This window comes from Kitasatospora sp. NBC_00039, assembly GCF_045160625.1.
Classification (GTDB): Bacteria; Actinomycetota; Actinomycetes; order Streptomycetales; family Streptomycetaceae; genus Kitasatospora.
This window is the reverse complement of record NZ_CP108289.1, coordinates 929,238-944,912: the sequence shown is the minus strand read 5'-3', so window position 1 is coordinate 944,912 and position 15,675 is coordinate 929,238. Positions and strand designations below refer to the sequence as shown.

Here is a 15,675-nt window from a genome sequence, read left to right as displayed (position 1 = left end):
GCGGCCGGGGCCGCCGATCCGCCTGATCGAATTTCGAAAGAGGTTTCTGTTATCCCCTCCCGTCGTGCCCGGTCTCCGTGGTGTCGGAAGGCCCGACCGCCACGTTGCGTGGCGCGGGCCTCGTACCGAGGACAGGAGAGAGCGCGATGGGACACCGGAGCACGGAACACCGGCGCAAGCGGCGCAAGAGGTCGGGGCGCCGCACGGCGCTGCTGGCGGTGGCGGTGACGGCCGGACTGGTCGCGGGCGCACTGGGCATCCAGACCGCGCTGGAGCCGGCCGCCGTTCGGGCGGGCGTCACGGCGGCGGTGGACGGATCGGCCGACCGGGCGGAGGCGGGCACGGCCGGAGTCGTCGCCGACGACGGCGGGCCGGGGGAGACCGGTACCGCCGAGGGTGCCACCCAGGCGCCCGCCCCGAAGCGCGATCAGAAGGCCGCGCCGCTGCACGAGATACCCAAGGACCAGCCGGAGCGCGGTCTGGTCTATGCCGGTCTGACCCTGCCGAGCGGCGACCGGTGCGCCGGTTCGCTGGAGGTGACCGGAGGGCAGCTGTGCAGCCACGGGCCGGACGCGCCGCCCAAGGAGGTGGACATCCACAAGGACGTCCCGCCGGTCGCCGCCGCGGCTGCCCAGGTACCGGCGCTCACGCCGCCGGCCGACGCCCAACCGCCCGCTGCCGCCGACCTGTTGAAGGGTTCGGTGCCCGTCCTGGACGCCGGCCAGAAGGCGCTGCTCAGTGACGCCGGCACCCCGGCGGCGGGCGCCCCCGCGGCGCCGCAGCAGACGCCCGCCGCCGGCCCCGCCGTGGTCTGCGACGGCGACGGCAGCGCCGGCAACCGGGTCCAGGTGGTTTACGTCCACACCGCAAGCAGCGACCGCTTCGCCCAGTACCTGCCCTCGTTCAAGAAGTGGGCGGCGGAGGTCGACACCATCTACAACGCCAGCGCCCAGGAGACCGGCGGCGTCCGGCACGTCCGCTTCGTCACCGAACCCGACTGCACCGCCTCGGTGTTGAACGTGCAGATCTCGGACTCCGAGATCGGCGACTTCAACGCGAGCAACCGCGCGCTCGCCGCGCAGGGGTTCAACCGCAAGGACCGCAAGTACATGATGTTCACCGACGCCAAGGTGTACTGCGGCATCGGCACCTTCGCGGGCGACGAGCGGCCCGGCCAGGACAACCTGAGCAACTTCGGTCCCTCGTACGGTCGGACCGACTCCGGCTGCTGGGGCGGAAACACGGCGGCGCACGAACTCGGCCACAACCTGGGTGCGGTGAGCAACAGCGCACCCAACTCCAGCAAGGGTGGCCACTGCGTCGACGAGTGGGACCTCATGTGCTACTCGGACACCCCGTACTACCCGGCGATGAAGACGGTCTGCCCGGACAACGCCAGTGACAGCCGGCTCGACTGCCGTCACGACGACTACTACAACACCGCTCCCGCGCCCGGCAGTTACCTGGCCACGCACTGGAACGTCGCCAACAACCGCTTCCTGATCGCCGGCGGCGGTACCGGCCCGAACCCCACCCCGACCCCCACGCCCACCGCGACGGCCTCGCCGACCCGCACCCCGACCGGCACGCCGACCGCGACGCCGACCCGGACGCCGAGCCCGACCCCGACGGCCACCGGGGGCACCCCGAGCCCGACCGGGAGCCCGTCGCCCACCGGGAGCACCACCCCGACCCCGACCCCGACCGCCACGCCGACCGGCGGCACCACCGGCCCTGACATGACGGTCAGTCAGATCACCCAGAACTCGGTCATGCTGAGCTGGCCCGCCGTCCCGGCCGCCGCCGGCTACGACGTGCTGCTGAACGGCCAGGCCATCGGCACCGTCCGCGCCACCGTGGTCGGTCTGGTCCGGCTCGCCCCCGGCACCTCGTACACCGTGGCCGTCGCCGTCCGCGACAGCGCGGGTGCGGTCTCCAAGCCCGGCCGCGCGGCCACCTTCCGCACCCTCGCCGACGCCGGCCGTCCGCAGCCCGGTACCAAGTACACCCTGGTGAACGGGCTCACCGGGCAGGCCGCAGACCTCTGGGGCAGCTCGCTCAACGACGGTACCGTGGCCATTGCCTACCAGCGCACCGGTTACGCCAACCAGAAGTGGACCTTCGAGGACGCCGGGTCCGGCGCGGTGCGGATCAAGTCCGCCCGCTCGGACAAGTGCCTCCAGCTCGGCGGCGGCCCGGTGGCCGGCCAGTACCTCGCCCAGCAGCCCTGCTCCGACGCGGCCGCCCAGAAGTGGACGCTCACCGCGTCGGGTGGTGGGTTCACCCTGAGCGCCGAGGGATCGACCCTGGTGCTCGGCGTCAGCAACCGCTGGTACTACGGTGGTTGGCTGCTGGAGCTGCAGAAGCCCAACGGTCAGGCCTACCAGTCCTGGTCGCTGCAGAAGACCTCCTGACCTGACCTCGGGCCCGTCTTCGAACACCGCTCTGCCCGAGGGTGTTCGAAGACGGGCCCAGGCCCGTTGACACCCATCCGGGTGCGGCCGCCGCCCGTGTCACCGCGGCGGCGGCCGCACCCGGGGCACCCCCACGAGGAACCCCGCCATGCGTACCCGACCGCTCGCCGCCGCCCTCGCCCTCGCCGGGGCGGTCGTCCTCGGACCCGCCGCCCTCCCCGCCGCCGCCCACGGCGACACCGTCCACCTCGACGTCACCGGCCAGGAGGGCGGGCACGTCACCACCGTCGCCACCTTCGAGAACGACCACGAGCCGGTCGTCGAGGAGTTCGCCGGATCACTCGCGGCCACCTCCGCCGACGGCCGCTCGGCCGGCCCGTGGCGGCTGGTCGCCGTCCCCGGCCACCCCGGCTCCTACACCACCCGGGAGATCCTGCCGGCCGGCCACTGGCGGATCAGCGTCGACTGCGCCTTCCCCTCGCTGGGGCACGGCGAGCGCGAACTCGACGTCGAGGCGGCGGCCATCACCGACCCGCCGCTGCCGACCCCCACGGTCGTCGTGCCGACCCCGACGACCACGGCCGCGCCCACCCCGGCCGTCACCGCCGCGCCGACCGTCCCGCCCACCCCGGCCGTCACGGTCGGCCCCACCCCGGCCCAGAGCGCCGGCCCGTCCGGCACCGCCGCGCAACCCCCGCAGCGGACGGAATCGGACAGCACCCCGGACGCGGCCACCTGGGCGGCCGTCGGTACCGCCGTCGCGGCCGTCTTCCTGGTCAGCCTCGGCTACTGGCTTCGGCGCCGCTGCCGCAGGAACTGACCCGCAGCCCCACGGAGTGATCCGCGGCCCGGTGGAACCGATCGTTCCCGTCCGGCAGTCCCCACTGTCACCGGACGACGACCGAGACGTCCGACCAGGCAGGGGAGCAACCGCATATGAAGAAGGTCCTGATCACCGGTGGCGCGGGTTACATCGGCAGCACGGTGGCGTCCGCGCTGCTCGACCAGGGCATCACGCCGGTCATCCTCGACGACCTGTCCAAGGGCCGGGCGGAGTTCGTCGAGGACCGGGCGTTCTACCAGGGCGATATCGCCGACGGCGCGCTGCTCGACCGGATCTTCGCCGAGCACCCGGACATCGACGCCGCCCTGCACTGCGCCGCCCGGATCGTCGTCCCGGAGTCGGTCGCCAAGCCGCTCTTCTACTACCGCGAGAACGTGGCCAAGACCGTCGAACTGCTCGACTCCCTCCAGCGCAACGGCTGCACCCGGGTCGTCTTCAGCAGCTCGGCCTCCATCTACGCGCCCACCCCGGACGCCCGGGTGGACGAGACCTGCGCCGTGGACGCGAACAGCCCGTACGCGCGCACCAAGCAGATGATGGAGCACGTCCTCCAGGACTGGACCCGGGGTGACGGCGCCGAGGGGATCCGCGTCATCGCCCTGCGGTACTTCAACCCCGTCGGCGCCGACCCGCAGCTGCGCACCGGCCTCCAGGACCTCAACCCCACCCACGCGCTCGGCAAGCTGATCGAGGCCCACACCGACGGCACGCCGTTCACCGTCACCGGCACCGACTGGGCGACCAGGGACGGTTCGGGCATCCGCGACTACATCCACGTGCAGGACCTCGCCGAGGCCCATGTCGCCGCGCTCATCCGCTTCGACGAGGTGGTCGAGCCCGCCGCCGACGACCGTTACCGGGTGATCAACGTCGGCACCGGCGAGGGCACCACCGTCCGCGAACTGATCGCCGCCTTCGAAGCGGCCGCCGGCACGAAGCTCGACGTCCGCGAGGCCGACCCGCGCCCCGGCGACGTCATCGGCTGCTATGCCGCCGTCGACACCGCCCGCGAGCTGCTCGGCTGGACCGCGCGGCGCACCATCGCCGACGGCGTCACCGACGCCCTCGCCTGGCGCGCCAAGTGGTCGGCCCGCCTCGCCTCCGCCTGACCCAACGGGGCCCCGGCTCGGCGCCCGCCTGGCCCAGTGCCCGCCCGCCACCGGCACCCGCCCGGCCCGGCGCCCGCCCGCGACCGGGGGGCGCCGGGCCGGACGGCGAGGGCGGTGGTGCCCGAACCGGCCGTCACCGGCTGAGAGCGAAGGCCTGCCGTCAGGCCCGGCCGGCCGCCTTCTGGGAGCGGCGGGCCAGCGAGTCGATGACCACCGCGGCCAGCAGCACCGCGCCGGTGACCATGAACTGGATGGCGTTGCTGAGGCCTTCGATGTTCATCCCGGACTGGATCGAGCCGATCACCAGCGCGCCGAGCAGGGCCGACCAGGTCGAGCCGCGTCCGCCGAAGAGGCTGGTCCCGCCGATGACGGCCGCCGCGATGGCGTTCATCAGCAGGTTGCCGCCGCCGGAGGTCTGGCTGGCCGACTGGATCTGCGCGGCGAGGAAGAGACCGCCGACGGCCGCCATCGTGGAACAGATCATGAAGACGCTGATCCGGATCCACGAGATGTTGATACCGGCCCGGCGGGCGCCCTCGATGTTGCCGCCGAGCGCGAAGACCTGCCGGCCGTAGCCGGTGCGGCGCAGCACGAAGTCCAGCACCACGATGAAGATCAGGAAGATCAGGAGCGCCAGCGGCAGCCCCTTGTACTGGTTGAGCGTGTAGGCGGCGAGAAAGGCGATGATCGCCAGCACCACGGTCCGTGTTGCGATGTCCGACGCAGGGCGGGACGGCACGCCCGCGGCCTGGCGGCGGCGCGCGTCGAACAGCGAGGCCCCCAGGAAGATCAGGACGCCGATCGCCGCCGTGCCGTAGGCGGCGATCTCCTGCCCGTAGATCGTGCTGTAGAGCCGGGAGACGATGTCGTTGCCGGGCAGGTTGACCGTGCCGGTGGTGCCGAGAATCTGCAGCATCAGGCCGTTCCAGCCGAGGTTACCGGCGAGGGTGACCACGAAGGCGGGGACGCCGACCTTGGCGAAGAAGACGCCCTGGATGCAGCCGACCACCGCACCGCCGACGAGGGCGGTGAGCAGCGCGACGTACTGGTTGACACCGTCGGTGACACTCAGGACGGCGTAGATCGCCGCGCACAGGCCGCTGACCGAGCCGACCGAGAGGTCGATCTCGCCGAGCAGCAGTACGAAGACCACGCCGATCGCGATCATGCCGGTGCCGACGATCTGCTGGGACAGGTTGGAGAGGTTCTGGGCGGAGAGGAAGCTGCTGTCGAGGCTGCCGAACACGGCCCAGATCACGATCAGGGCCAGCACCACCGGCAGTGAGCCGAGTTCGCCGCTGCCGAGGCGGCGGCGGAACTCGCTCAGGTACCCCTTGATGCCCTCCTGGCGGACGATCAGCCGGGGATCGACGGCTGGGGTGGCCTCGGCCGCCACCGGGACGGGCGCGTTGACGCCGCCCTTGGGCATGCTGTCCTCGGGCAGCGGGACGTGGTGGCGCTCGGGCTCGCCGCCCCCAGTGCCCCCGGGGAAGTTCTCGCTCACTGGGAATCCTCCTGGCCACGGGCCTTCCGACGGGTCACGGCGTTGTCCGTGGCTCCAGTGATGGCCGAGATGATCTCTTCCTGGTTGGTGTAGCGCCTGTCGAAGACCCCGTTGTTGCGGCCCAGGCGCAGCACCGCGACGGTGTCCGCGACGGCCATCACGTCGGCCATGTTGTGGCTGATGAGGATCACGCCGTGGTCCTGTTCGCGGAGCCGCTCGACCAGGTCGAGGACCTGGGCGGTCTGCTCGACGCCGAGGGCTGCGGTGGGTTCGTCCAGCATCACGACCTTCGGCGAGCCGATCAGCGCGCGGGCGATCGCGACCACCTGGCGCTGACCACCGGAGAGCGAGGCGACGGGGATCCGCACGCTGGGGATGCGGATGGACAGGGTGTCCAGCAGCGTGCGGGAGCGCTTCTCCATCGCGACCTCGTCGAGGATGGTGAAGCGCCGGATCTCGCGGCCGAGGAAGAGGTTCCCGACCACGTCGAGGTTGTCGCAGAGCGCGAGGTCCTGGTAGACGGTGGCGATGCCCAACTGCTGGGCGTCCTGGGGGCGGTGGATGGCGACGGGCTTGCCGTGCCACTCGATGACGCCGTCGTCCGGCTGGTGCACGCCGGCGATGGCCTTGACCAGCGTCGACTTGCCGGCGCCGTTGTCGCCGACCAGTGCCAGGACCTCGCCCGCGTGTACCTCCAACTCGATGTCGGTGAGCGCCTGGACGGCGCCGAACCGTTTGGAGACCCCGCGCAGGGCCAGTACGGTCTCACCTGCCACAGTGACCAACTCCCTTGCCCCGTCTCCGGTTTGGAGACGGGGCATGCTCGTGACGGGGTAGCGTCGGGCTACTGGAGGCCGGCCGCGGTGCAGGCGGCGGCGTAGTCCGGCGTGCAGATCTGGGCGACGGTGTAGAGGCCGTCCTGGACCACGGTGGTCTTGATGTTGTCCTTGTTCACGACGATCGGCGTGATCAGGTTGGCCAACGTCTTGTTGTTGCTGCCGTTGGTCGCCGTCGTCGGCACGACACTGGGGTTGAGGGACGCACCGCTGGCCAGGCCGACGGCCATCTCGGCCGCGGCGTCGGCCTCCGGTTTGAAGGGCTTGTAGATCGTCATGGTCTGGGTGTTGATCAGGATGCGCTGGATGGCGTCGAGCTGGGCGTCCTGACCGGTGAGCGGGACGTTGATCCCGGCCGCCTTCTGCGCGGTGGCGACGCCGGCGGCCATACCGTCGTTGGCGGAGTAGATGCCGACGACGTTGTTCGCACCGATCGCGGTGATGCCCGCGGCGGCCTCCTGGTTGGCGGTGTTCGGATCCCACTGGGGAGTGTCGTACTCCTTGCCGATCTTCAGCTTGCCGTCGATGGCGCTGTGTGCGCCGGCCTTGAAGTCGGCCGCGTTCGGGTCGGTGGGCGAGCCGTTGATCATGATGATCTGTCCGGCGCCGGCCTTGTCGCCCACTGCTGCCACCAGGGCCTGGCCCTGCAACTGGCCGACCTTGTGGTTGTCGAAGGACACGTACGTGTCGACCGGCCCCTGGGCCAGGCGGTCGTAGGAGACCACCTTGACACCCGCGTCGTGGGCCTTCTGGACGGAGGACTGGATCGACTTGGAGTCCACCGGGTCCAGGATGAGGACCTTGTCGCCCTTGGTCAGGGCGGTGTCGACCTGGGTCTGCTGGGTCGTCGCGTCCTGGTTGGCGTTGTAGTAGTCGATCTGCGCGTCCGGCGCCAGTTCCTTGATCTTCTGCTCGATCAGCGGGCGGTCGAACTGCTCGTACCGGGTGGTCTTGGTCTCCGGCAGCAGCAGGCCGATCTTGACCGCCCCGACCGAGGTTCCGCTCGCGCTGCCCGAGGACGTGCTGCCGGTCGACTGCTTGGCGCTGCCGCAGGAAGTCAGGCCGACTCCGACGGAAACCACTGCGGCCGCCGCGAGGGCGCGGCGAAGAGCGATGCTCATGAGGATGCCTCTCCGGTTGAGTCCACCCCCGCCTACGAGTCTGTGAACACCGGGCCGTCCCCACGATTCGGATTGCGCCGAACGGGTAGGGCGGGTACCCCGGACGGCCCCTGCCGGAGGGCCCGCCGTCGTCCGTTGGCGGCGACGGCCCGCGGACCGCCGTGTCCGCGGGCCGGACGCGGCCGGGCGTCGTCGTCCACCGCCGGGCGGATGGCGGGCCCGCCGGTCAGAGGAGCGTCTGCCGCCAGTCCCACGCGGTGACCGTGGCTCTGCCCGGGTCCAGGGCGGCGCCGCGGCGGCGGGCCACGGACGCGGGGTCCAGGGCCCGCCGCAGGGCTCGTGGAGGGCCTCCCGTTCGGACCGCGCGTGGACGGCGCAGATCTGCCGGCCGTTCCCGGTGCGGGCGGCCACCGGGATCTCGACGATCCAGAGTGGCCCGGCCGGCTCGGCCCGGTTCGGCCGGGTGGCGGAGGAAGTGCGGCCGGAGGTGAAGGGCACTTCGGAGGCAACAGCGTCCACGGATGGCACCGCCTGTTCGGGGCTCCTTCCGCCCTCGGTGAGGGTGCTCGGCAGGAGGCCGTCCCGTGTTCCGGTGCGTCGCACCGGACTCGGGCGGTGCGGCCCCCTGCCGCACCGGAGGTCCCGCCATCTGAACCGGCCCGGGCGCCGGCGTCAATGGTCTAGGCCTTTATGGCGGGGCGCTGCACGTCAGCCCCCGGCGTGTCGGGTGTCCCGGGCGTGTCGGGTGCGCCCGGTGCGCCGGGCCCGGCGTCGTGGCCGCGGGCGAGGTACGGGGACTTGCGGACCCACCGCGCCCAGGCCGCGGCCGGCAGCCCGGAGCCGATCATCAGCGCGGGCACCAGCAGCTGGAACCAGCCGTTGTCGGCGCTGAGCTCGAAGTGGTCGGCCGAGCGGTAGAACGTCCAGGCGAGGTAGCCGCCGACGGCAAGCAGCACGGCCGCGCCGAGCAGCGGTGCCACCACCGCCCGCAGGCCCTCCCACGGGGCGGTGCGCAGCAGGTGGCGGAAGCGCACCGCGGCCGCGACGGCGGTCAGCGCGTAGGAGAAGGCTGCCACGATGCCGCTGGCGTTGACCGCGGCGGAGATCAGGTCGCTCACGGTCGGGACGGTGAGCGAGGCCAGGGCGATCGCGGTCGCCAGCGCGCTGATCAGGACCGTGCCGGTGGCGGGCGTGGCGAACCGGGGGTGGAGCCGGGTCCACACCGGGCCGAGGGTGCCGTCGCGGCCCATGGCGAACATGCCGCGGGCGGTCGGGATGACCGAGGCCTGGAGGGAGGCGGCGGCGGAGAGGGTGAGCGCGACCAGCGGCAGCGCCGCGAGCGGCTGGCCGGCGAGCTTTGCGCCGAAGTAGCTGAGGCCCTGGGCGCCGTTGCCGGCGAGCTCGTCCAGCGGCAGGACGCGCTGGAAGGCGGTGCCGGCGAGGAGGAGCAGCAGCATGATCATCGTGAGGGCGATGAACCCGCCCCGGGAGGCGTCGCGCGGGTCACGGACCTCCTCGCCGATCGAGAACACCGACTCGAAGCCCCAGTAGCAGAACACCGCCAGCACCATGCCCTGGGCCAGGGCGGAGAGCGACGGGATGGCGAACGGGTTGTACCAGTCGAGCGAGAACGGCTGGTCGCCGGCGACCAGGCCGTAGCCGCAGAAGCCCAGCAGCACCGCGTACTCGAAGACCAGCAGGTACTTCTGCAGCCGGGCGGCGAGGTCGAGGCCGCGGACTGCGACGACCGTGGCGGCGGCCAGCACCGCCAGGCCGATCAGGGTGGTCTGCAGGGTGGAGTCGGGGTCGAGGGCGAGGCCCGCGAGGCGGTGCAGTCCGGCCTGGCCGGCCAGTTGGAGGACGGCCGAGCCGGTGACCGCCGTGGTGTAGGCCATGAAGAGGAGCGTGCCGACGATGCTCGCCCAGCCCGACAGGAAGCCCAGCCAGGGGCTGAGGGTGCGGCCGACCCAGCTGTAGCTGTTGCCGGCGTTGGGCTCGACCCGGCTGAGCCGGCCGTAGCCGCCGGCGATCGCGAGCACCGGCAGGAACGCCAGCAGCGTCAGCGCCGGCAGGTGCAGGCCGACCACGCCCGCCGTCAGCCCCAGGCCGATGCCGATGCTGGTGGTGGCCGCCGTGGTCGAGGCGGCGATGACCACGCCGTCCTGGATGCCGACCGACCTGCGCATGGTCGCGTGGGAGCGCGCGACCTGGGTTCTCCGGGCGTGGCCCCGGTCCCGGACCGATGGTGCCAAGGGTGTACCGCCTCGCGTGTGGGGGGAACCGGCCGGACTCGGGGGCGGCCGGTGGCTGGAAATGAAACCGTCCGCGCGCTTCACACGTCAATGCCGTTGTCATAAGCTCCGCGGCATGAGCGAACGAGTGGTCCCGGAGTCGCAGCGGCGGCGCAGACGGCCGACCCGCCACGGCACGGTGCTGTCCGCGCAGGTGATCGTGGAGACGGCGCTGAAGCTGATCGGGCAGCACGGCGCGGACGCCCTCACCGTGCGCAGGCTCGGCGCGGCTCTCGGCGCCGACCCCAGCTCGCTGTACCGGTACTTCCGCAGCACCGACGACCTGCTGCTGGCCATCGCCGACGAACTGATCGGACGTGCCCAGCACGGCCGGCAGGCCACCGGCGACTGGCGGGCCGACCTGCGGGACATCGGGCTGCGCATCCACGCCGCGTACCAGGCGCACCCCCAGGCGGCCATGCTGGCGGCACACCGGACGACGGGCCGGGAGAACGAGACGCGGGCGGTCGAGGCGATCCTCGGGGTGTTGCGGACGGCCGGGTTCCCGGACGGTGAGGCGGTGCGGATCTACCACGCCTTCGTGGACCAGGCGCTCGCCTTCGCCGCCCTGGACGCGGCCGCACTGGCCCTCCCGTCGCAGGCGCAGGCGGCCGACCTCGGGGTCTGGCGGGCGAGTTACGCGACGCTGCCGGCCGCCACCCATCCGAACATCGCCGCGACGGCCCGGCTGCTCGCGGCCGACATGCGGCGCAGCGGGTACCCGTTCGCGCTGGAGCTGCTGCTGGACGCCGCCGCCGCCCGGCTGGAGCCGCCGGCCGGGTGAGCTGCCGCGTCGGCCCCGGTCGAGGCGGTCGAGGCGGGCGACGGCAGTGGAGCAGGCGAGGCGGGCGACGGCGGGTGGAGCGGGCCCGGCCGGGCGGCCGGACCCCGACGCCCTTGTGCAGGCTCAGAGCCGGGCGATGCGCTGCCAGGGCCGGACGGCCTCCAGGGCCGCCGCTGCGCGGAAGACCGTCACATCGTCGTACGTCCGCCCGACCAGCTGCACGCCGGTCGGCACCCCGGTCGAGGCCACCCCGGACGGCACGCTCAGCACCGGGCAGCGCCCGGCGATGTTGAACACCGTGGTCAGCGCGGCGTCCATGTAGTGCTCCAGCTCCTGGCCCCCGACCGACACCCTGGTCACGGTGTAGTCGTCGTCGGCCAGCAGGGCCGGAGTGCCGATGGTCGGGCAGAGCAGCAGGTCGTGGCGGTCGAGCAGGTCGCCGAGCACCGCCTGGATCCGCGCCTCGATCTCCAGGCCGGCCAGGAACATCCCCGGCTCCCGGCAGGCCTCGCCCACCTCCTCGGCGAAGGCCAGTGCGTAGGGGGTGAGCAGCTCCCGGTGCTCGGCCGCGACCGAGGAGACGTACGGGCCGAAGATCGCCCCGAAGTGGATCATCGCGGCCTCCCGCACCTCGGCCCGGGAGAGTTTGACGTCCACCTCCTCCACCACGGCGCCCGCCGCGCGCAGCGCCTGTGCGACGGCGCGGGTGTTGGCCTCGACCTCGGGGTCGACGGGCCAGTCGCCGAGGTCGACGGAGAGGGCGATTCGCAGGCCCCCGACGCCCTCGAAGCGCTCGGGCAGCACCAGCTTGGGCCGCAGCGAGACGCCGTCCAGCGGGTGCGGTCCGGCGATGACGTTCTGCAGCAGCGCGCAGTCGGCGACGGTGCGGGCCATCGGGCCGTCGTGGCAGTAGGTGTCGAGGTTGAACGGCGCCATCGCGGGCACCCGGCCGTACGGGGGCTTGAAGCCGACCGTGCCGGTGCACGAGGCGGGGAGCCGGATCGAGCCGCCGATGTCCGAGCCGGTGGCGAGGGTGGTCTCGCCGGCCGCGAGGGCGGCGGCCGAGCCACCGGAGGAGCCGCCGGGGGAGTAGGCGAGGTTCCACGGATTGCGGGTGACGCCCCAGAGCCGGGACTGGGTGAACGCCGCGCAGCTGAACTCCGGTGTGGTGGTGCGGGCGTGCACGATCCCGCCGGCGTCGAGGATGCGCTCGACCACCGGGTGGGTGCGGTCGGCGGTCTCGTGTGCGAGGGCCAGCGAGCCGTCGGTGGCGCGGCGCCCGGCGATCGGCTGCTCCTCCTTGGTGGCGACGGCCAGGCCCTCCAGGGGGCGCGGCGGCTCACCCCTGCCCGCGTACCGCGCCTCGGCGGTGCGGGCGGCGGCGAGCGCCTGCTCGAAGGTGCGCTCGGCGAGCGCGTTGACCCGGGGCTCGACCGCCTCGGCGCGCTCGATGACGGCGGTCATCAGCTCGACCGGCGACAGCGAGCGGTCCCGGAAGCGGCGCAGCGCCTCGGTGGCGGACAGGTGGGCGAGTTCGGTGGAGTCGGTCATCGGATATCTCCAAGGAAACCTCGGCCTTTGGGCCGGGGAGGAATTGGATCTCCCGCGTAGCGGGTCGGGGAAGCCGGACTGCCGTCAAGGCAGTACGGGGTCGCGGTAGGTGATCATCCATCAGTTGCTCACACAGATGAGTGTTGGTGTGTAATCCATGGCTACCACCCACGTGAAGCGGGCTTTCAAGTACCGCTTCTATCCGACCGATGCGCAGGCGGCTGAGCTGTCGCGCACGTTCGGGTGCGTGCGGAAGGTCTACAACATGGCGTTGCAGGCCCGTACCGAGGCATGGACGCTGCGTCAGGAACGGGTCAACTACCACGCCACGTCGGCGATGCTGACAGTGTGGAAGAGGACCGAGGAGCTGGCATACCTCTCCGAGGTGTCGTCGGTCCCGTTGCAGCAGACGCTGCGGCACTTGCAGGGCGCGTTCACCAACTTCTGGACCAAGCGGGCGAAGTACCCGACGTTCAAGAGTCGGAAGAGGTCGCGGAAGTCCGCCGAGTACACGTCGTCCGCTTTCCGGTTCCGCGATGGTCGCCTCACTCTCGCGAAGATGAGCGATCCGCTGGCCATCGTGTGGTCTCGGCCATTGCCCGAAGGTGCTGTGCCGTCCACGGTGACCGTGTCGCAGGACAGTGCCGGCCGGTGGTTCGTCTCGATGCTGTGCGACGACCGGCCCACCATGCCCGCGCCCGTGAACGCGGCCGTGGGCATCGACGCGGGGATCACCAGCCTGGTGACGCTGTCCACCGGGGAGAAGATCACCAATCCCCGGCACGAGCGCCGGGACCGGGAATGCCTCGCCAAGGCCCAGCGCAACCTTGCCCGCAAGGCCAGGGGTTCCAACAACCGGGCCAAGGCTCGGCTCAAGGTCGCCCGCGTGCACGCACGCATCGCCGGCCGCCGCCGGGACTTCCTCCACAAGCTCACCACTCGACTCGTTCGTGAGAACCAAGCGATCGTGATCGAAGACCTGAGCGTCCGGAACATGCTCTAGAACCGGACGCTCGCCCGCGCCATCAGCGACGCGAGCTGGACCGAGATGCGGTCCATGCTGGAGTACAAGGCCGAGTGGTATGGCCGCGACCTGGTGACCATCGACCGGTGGTTCCCCAGCTCCAAGCTGTGCTCGGCCTGCGGCACCTTGCGGGGCAAGATGCCGCTCAACGTCCGTGAGTGGACGTGCGGCTGCGGGACGACCCATGATCGGGACGTCAACGCGGCACGCAACATCCTGGCCGCCGGACTGGCGGTTACAGCCTGTGGAGACGGTGTTAGACCTCAACGGAGCACTCCGGGCGGGCAGTCGTCGGTGAAGCAGGAAGTAGTCCCACCGCCGCGCACGCGCGCAGCGGCTCAGCCGCGAGGCTGAGGGGAATCCCCGTCCTTCAGGCCAGGGAGGATGTCAAGCGAGGCTCTTCCGGTCGGACGGGTGGTTCAGTGCGCGGCGGCCCTCGGCGATGCGGGCCGGGGCCCAGCCGGGGTGCGGGACCGAGTCGAGCAGCAGTCGGGTGTAGGCGTGCTGCGGGTTGCCGAGCACGTCGGCGGTCGGGCCGGACTCGACCACCCGGCCGTCCCGGAGCACCACGACCCGGTCGGTGATGTGCCGGACGACCGCGAGGTCGTGGCTGACGAAGAGGAAGCCGATGCCGGCCTCCCGGCGGATGCCGGCCAGCAGGTCGAGGATCTGGGCCTGGATGGAGACGTCGAGCGCGGCGACCGCCTCGTCCAGGATCAGCACCCGCGGTTCGGCGGCCAACGCCCTTGCGATGGCGACCCGTTGGCGCTGCCCGCCGGAGAGCCCGCGTGGCAGTGCGGCGGCCTCGCGGGCTCCCAGCCCGACCTGGTCGAGGAGTTCGGCGACCCGCGCGCGCCGTGCGGAGGCGTCCAGTGCGGTGTGCAACCGCAGCACCTCGCCGACGCAGGCGGCGACGCTGATCCGCGGGTCGAGCGAGAGGTACGGGTCCTGGAAGACCATCTGGATCTCCCGGGCGCGGGCCAGCCGTTCGGTGCGGCCGCGGGCGCGGGCCGAGCGGTCGCGCCCGTCCAGGTGGACGGTGCCGCCGTCGGGCCGTTCCAGGCCGACCAGCATCCGGGCGGTGGTGGTCTTGCCGCAGCCGGACTCGCCCACGATGCCGAGCGAGCCGCCCGGCGGCAGGGTGAAGGAGACCCCGTCGACCGCCGGGTGATCGCCGAACCGTTTCCGCAACCCGTCCACGACCAGGCCGGGGGAGGAGCTCACGACAGGATCCCTTCGTCGGCGCGCAGGCACGCGACGAGGCCGTCGTCGTGCGGTTCCAGGACGGGCCGCGCCGCCGTGCAGCGCTCCTCGGCGAAGCCGCAGCGCGGGGCGAAGGCGCAGCCCGGCGGGGACTCGGCGAGCGAGACCGGCCGGCCGGGGACGGGGCGCGGCGGTGCGGCGTCGGGCCCGAGCCGCGGCGTGCAGGCGAGCAGGCCCGCGGTGTACGGGTGGCGGGGGCGGTCGAAGAGGGCCCGGGCGGACCGCGTCTCCACGATCCGCCCCGCGTACATGACGTAGACGCGGTCGCAGATCGCCGAGGCCAGCTCCAGGTCGTGGGTGACGAAGAGCATCCCGGTGCCGCGCTCGGCCTGCAGCCGGGTGAGGATCGCGATGACCTCGGCCTGGGTGGTGACGTCGAGTGCGGTGGTCGGCTCGTCGGCGAGCAGCAGGGACGGCTCGCCGGCCAGCGCCGCCGCGATGACGACGCGTTGCAGCATGCCGCCGGAGAACTGGTGCGGGTAGCGCCGCAGGGCGCCGCGCGGATCGCGGATGCCGACCGCCTCCAGCAGTTCCTCGGCCCGCCCGGCAGCCCGGTCGGCGGGTGTGCCGGCCGCCCGCAGGCCCTCGGTGAGGAAGTCGCCGACCCGCCGCAGCGGGTTGACGCACGCCCGCGGGTCCTGGAACACCATGGCGACCTGACGGGCCCGGAGTACGCGCAGGCCCGCCCGGTCCATGGTCAGCACGTCGCGGCCCCCGACCCGGACCTGTCCCTCGGTGCGGGCGTGTTCGGGCAGCAGGCCGAGGACGCTGCGACAGGCGACCGACTTCCCGGAGCCGGACTCGCCCACCAGCGCGACCGTCTCGCCGGCCGCGACGTGCAGCGAGACGCCGTCCAGGATCGGGCGGGCGGCCCGCCCGTCCGGCAGCCGTACGCAGAGGTTCTCGATCTCCAACAGGGGTGTGGTCATGGCTC

Annotated in this window: 11 protein-coding genes and 1 pseudogene; 5 read left to right on the top strand and 7 right to left on the bottom strand. The window is 72.4% G+C overall.

Annotation, left to right across the window (positions count from 1 at the left end):
- Positions 1-146: 146 nt before the first annotated feature.
- The 3 genes from OG286_RS04600 to galE all read left to right on the top strand — a co-directional run bounded on the left by OG286_RS04600 (position 147) and on the right by galE (position 4,367).
- A complete protein-coding gene (locus OG286_RS04600) occupies positions 147-2,414 on the top strand; it encodes an RICIN domain-containing protein (RefSeq protein ID WP_405363031.1) in 2,268 nt (755 codons plus the stop codon).
- A 148-nt stretch (positions 2,415-2,562) separates the two neighbouring features.
- Complete coding sequence (locus OG286_RS04595) at positions 2,563-3,234, top strand: hypothetical protein (protein ID WP_396322200.1); 672 nt, start codon at positions 2,563-2,565, stop codon at positions 3,232-3,234.
- Positions 3,235-3,350: 116 nt separating this feature from the next.
- Entirely contained in the window at positions 3,351-4,367 is a 1,017-nt protein-coding gene (gene galE, locus OG286_RS04590; RefSeq protein ID WP_396322201.1) for a UDP-glucose 4-epimerase GalE, read from the top strand.
- A gap of 160 nt (positions 4,368-4,527) precedes the next feature.
- Here the strand turns inward: galE and OG286_RS04585 are convergent, their stop codons facing one another.
- From OG286_RS04585 to OG286_RS04570, 4 genes are all read right to left on the bottom strand, one after another.
- Positions 4,528-5,796, bottom strand: a complete 1,269-nt coding sequence (locus OG286_RS04585; RefSeq protein ID WP_396322391.1) for a sugar ABC transporter permease — start codon at positions 5,794-5,796, stop codon at positions 4,528-4,530.
- Positions 5,797-5,867: 71 nt separating this feature from the next.
- Entirely contained in the window at positions 5,868-6,692 is an 825-nt protein-coding gene (locus OG286_RS04580) for an ATP-binding cassette domain-containing protein (protein ID WP_405364757.1), read from the bottom strand.
- Positions 6,693-6,715: 23 nt separating this feature from the next.
- Positions 6,716-7,828, bottom strand: a complete 1,113-nt coding sequence (locus OG286_RS04575; protein ID WP_396322203.1) for a sugar ABC transporter substrate-binding protein — start codon at positions 7,826-7,828, stop codon at positions 6,716-6,718.
- 680 nt (positions 7,829-8,508) lie between these two features.
- Positions 8,509-10,014 carry an APC family permease gene (locus tag OG286_RS04570; protein ID WP_405364755.1) on the bottom strand — a complete coding sequence of 502 codons (1,506 nt, stop codon included), beginning with the start codon at positions 10,012-10,014 and terminating at the stop codon, positions 8,509-8,511.
- 181 nt (positions 10,015-10,195) lie between these two features.
- Between OG286_RS04570 and OG286_RS04565 the strand changes: the two genes are divergently transcribed.
- Complete coding sequence (locus OG286_RS04565; RefSeq protein ID WP_396322205.1) at positions 10,196-10,903, top strand: TetR/AcrR family transcriptional regulator; 708 nt, start codon at positions 10,196-10,198, stop codon at positions 10,901-10,903.
- 123 nt (positions 10,904-11,026) lie between these two features.
- Here the strand turns inward: OG286_RS04565 and OG286_RS04560 are convergent, their stop codons facing one another.
- A complete protein-coding gene (locus OG286_RS04560; protein WP_396322206.1) occupies positions 11,027-12,454 on the bottom strand; it encodes an amidase in 1,428 nt (475 codons plus the stop codon).
- A 157-nt stretch (positions 12,455-12,611) separates the two neighbouring features.
- Here OG286_RS04560 and OG286_RS04555 point away from each other — a divergent pair.
- Positions 12,612-13,832, top strand: a pseudogene (locus OG286_RS04555) (RNA-guided endonuclease InsQ/TnpB family protein).
- 33 nt (positions 13,833-13,865) lie between these two features.
- On the opposite strand, the gene OG286_RS04550 reads toward OG286_RS04555, so the two are convergent.
- A complete protein-coding gene (locus OG286_RS04550; protein WP_396322207.1) occupies positions 13,866-14,702 on the bottom strand; it encodes an ABC transporter ATP-binding protein in 837 nt (278 codons plus the stop codon).
- Positions 14,699-15,670 carry an ABC transporter ATP-binding protein gene (locus tag OG286_RS04545; RefSeq protein ID WP_396322208.1) on the bottom strand — a complete coding sequence of 324 codons (972 nt, stop codon included), beginning with the start codon at positions 15,668-15,670 and terminating at the stop codon, positions 14,699-14,701. The genes OG286_RS04550 and OG286_RS04545 overlap by 4 nt, the downstream gene beginning before the upstream one ends.
- Between the last annotated feature and the right edge of the window lie 5 nt (positions 15,671-15,675).

What these genes read in the sequence shown, in the direction of transcription:
- OG286_RS04600 (WP_405363031.1), top strand. Translation starts at nt 147, where the DNA reads ATGGGACACCGGAGCACGGAACACCGGCGCAAGCGGCGCAAGAGGTCG.
- OG286_RS04595 (WP_396322200.1), top strand. Translation starts at nt 2,563, where the DNA reads ATGCGTACCCGACCGCTCGCCGCCGCCCTCGCCCTCGCCGGGGCGGTC.
- galE (WP_396322201.1), top strand. Translation starts at nt 3,351, where the DNA reads ATGAAGAAGGTCCTGATCACCGGTGGCGCGGGTTACATCGGCAGCACG.
- OG286_RS04585 (WP_396322391.1), bottom strand. Translation starts at nt 5,796, where the DNA reads ATGCCCAAGGGCGGCGTCAACGCGCCCGTCCCGGTGGCGGCCGAGGCC.
- OG286_RS04580 (WP_405364757.1), bottom strand. Translation starts at nt 6,692, where the DNA reads ATGCCCCGTCTCCAAACCGGAGACGGGGCAAGGGAGTTGGTCACTGTG.
- OG286_RS04575 (WP_396322203.1), bottom strand. Translation starts at nt 7,828, where the DNA reads ATGAGCATCGCTCTTCGCCGCGCCCTCGCGGCGGCCGCAGTGGTTTCC.
- OG286_RS04570 (WP_405364755.1), bottom strand. Translation starts at nt 10,014, where the DNA reads ATGCGCAGGTCGGTCGGCATCCAGGACGGCGTGGTCATCGCCGCCTCG.
- OG286_RS04565 (WP_396322205.1), top strand. Translation starts at nt 10,196, where the DNA reads ATGAGCGAACGAGTGGTCCCGGAGTCGCAGCGGCGGCGCAGACGGCCG.
- OG286_RS04560 (WP_396322206.1), bottom strand. Translation starts at nt 12,454, where the DNA reads ATGACCGACTCCACCGAACTCGCCCACCTGTCCGCCACCGAGGCGCTG.
- OG286_RS04545 (WP_396322208.1), bottom strand. Translation starts at nt 15,670, where the DNA reads ATGACCACACCCCTGTTGGAGATCGAGAACCTCTGCGTACGGCTGCCG.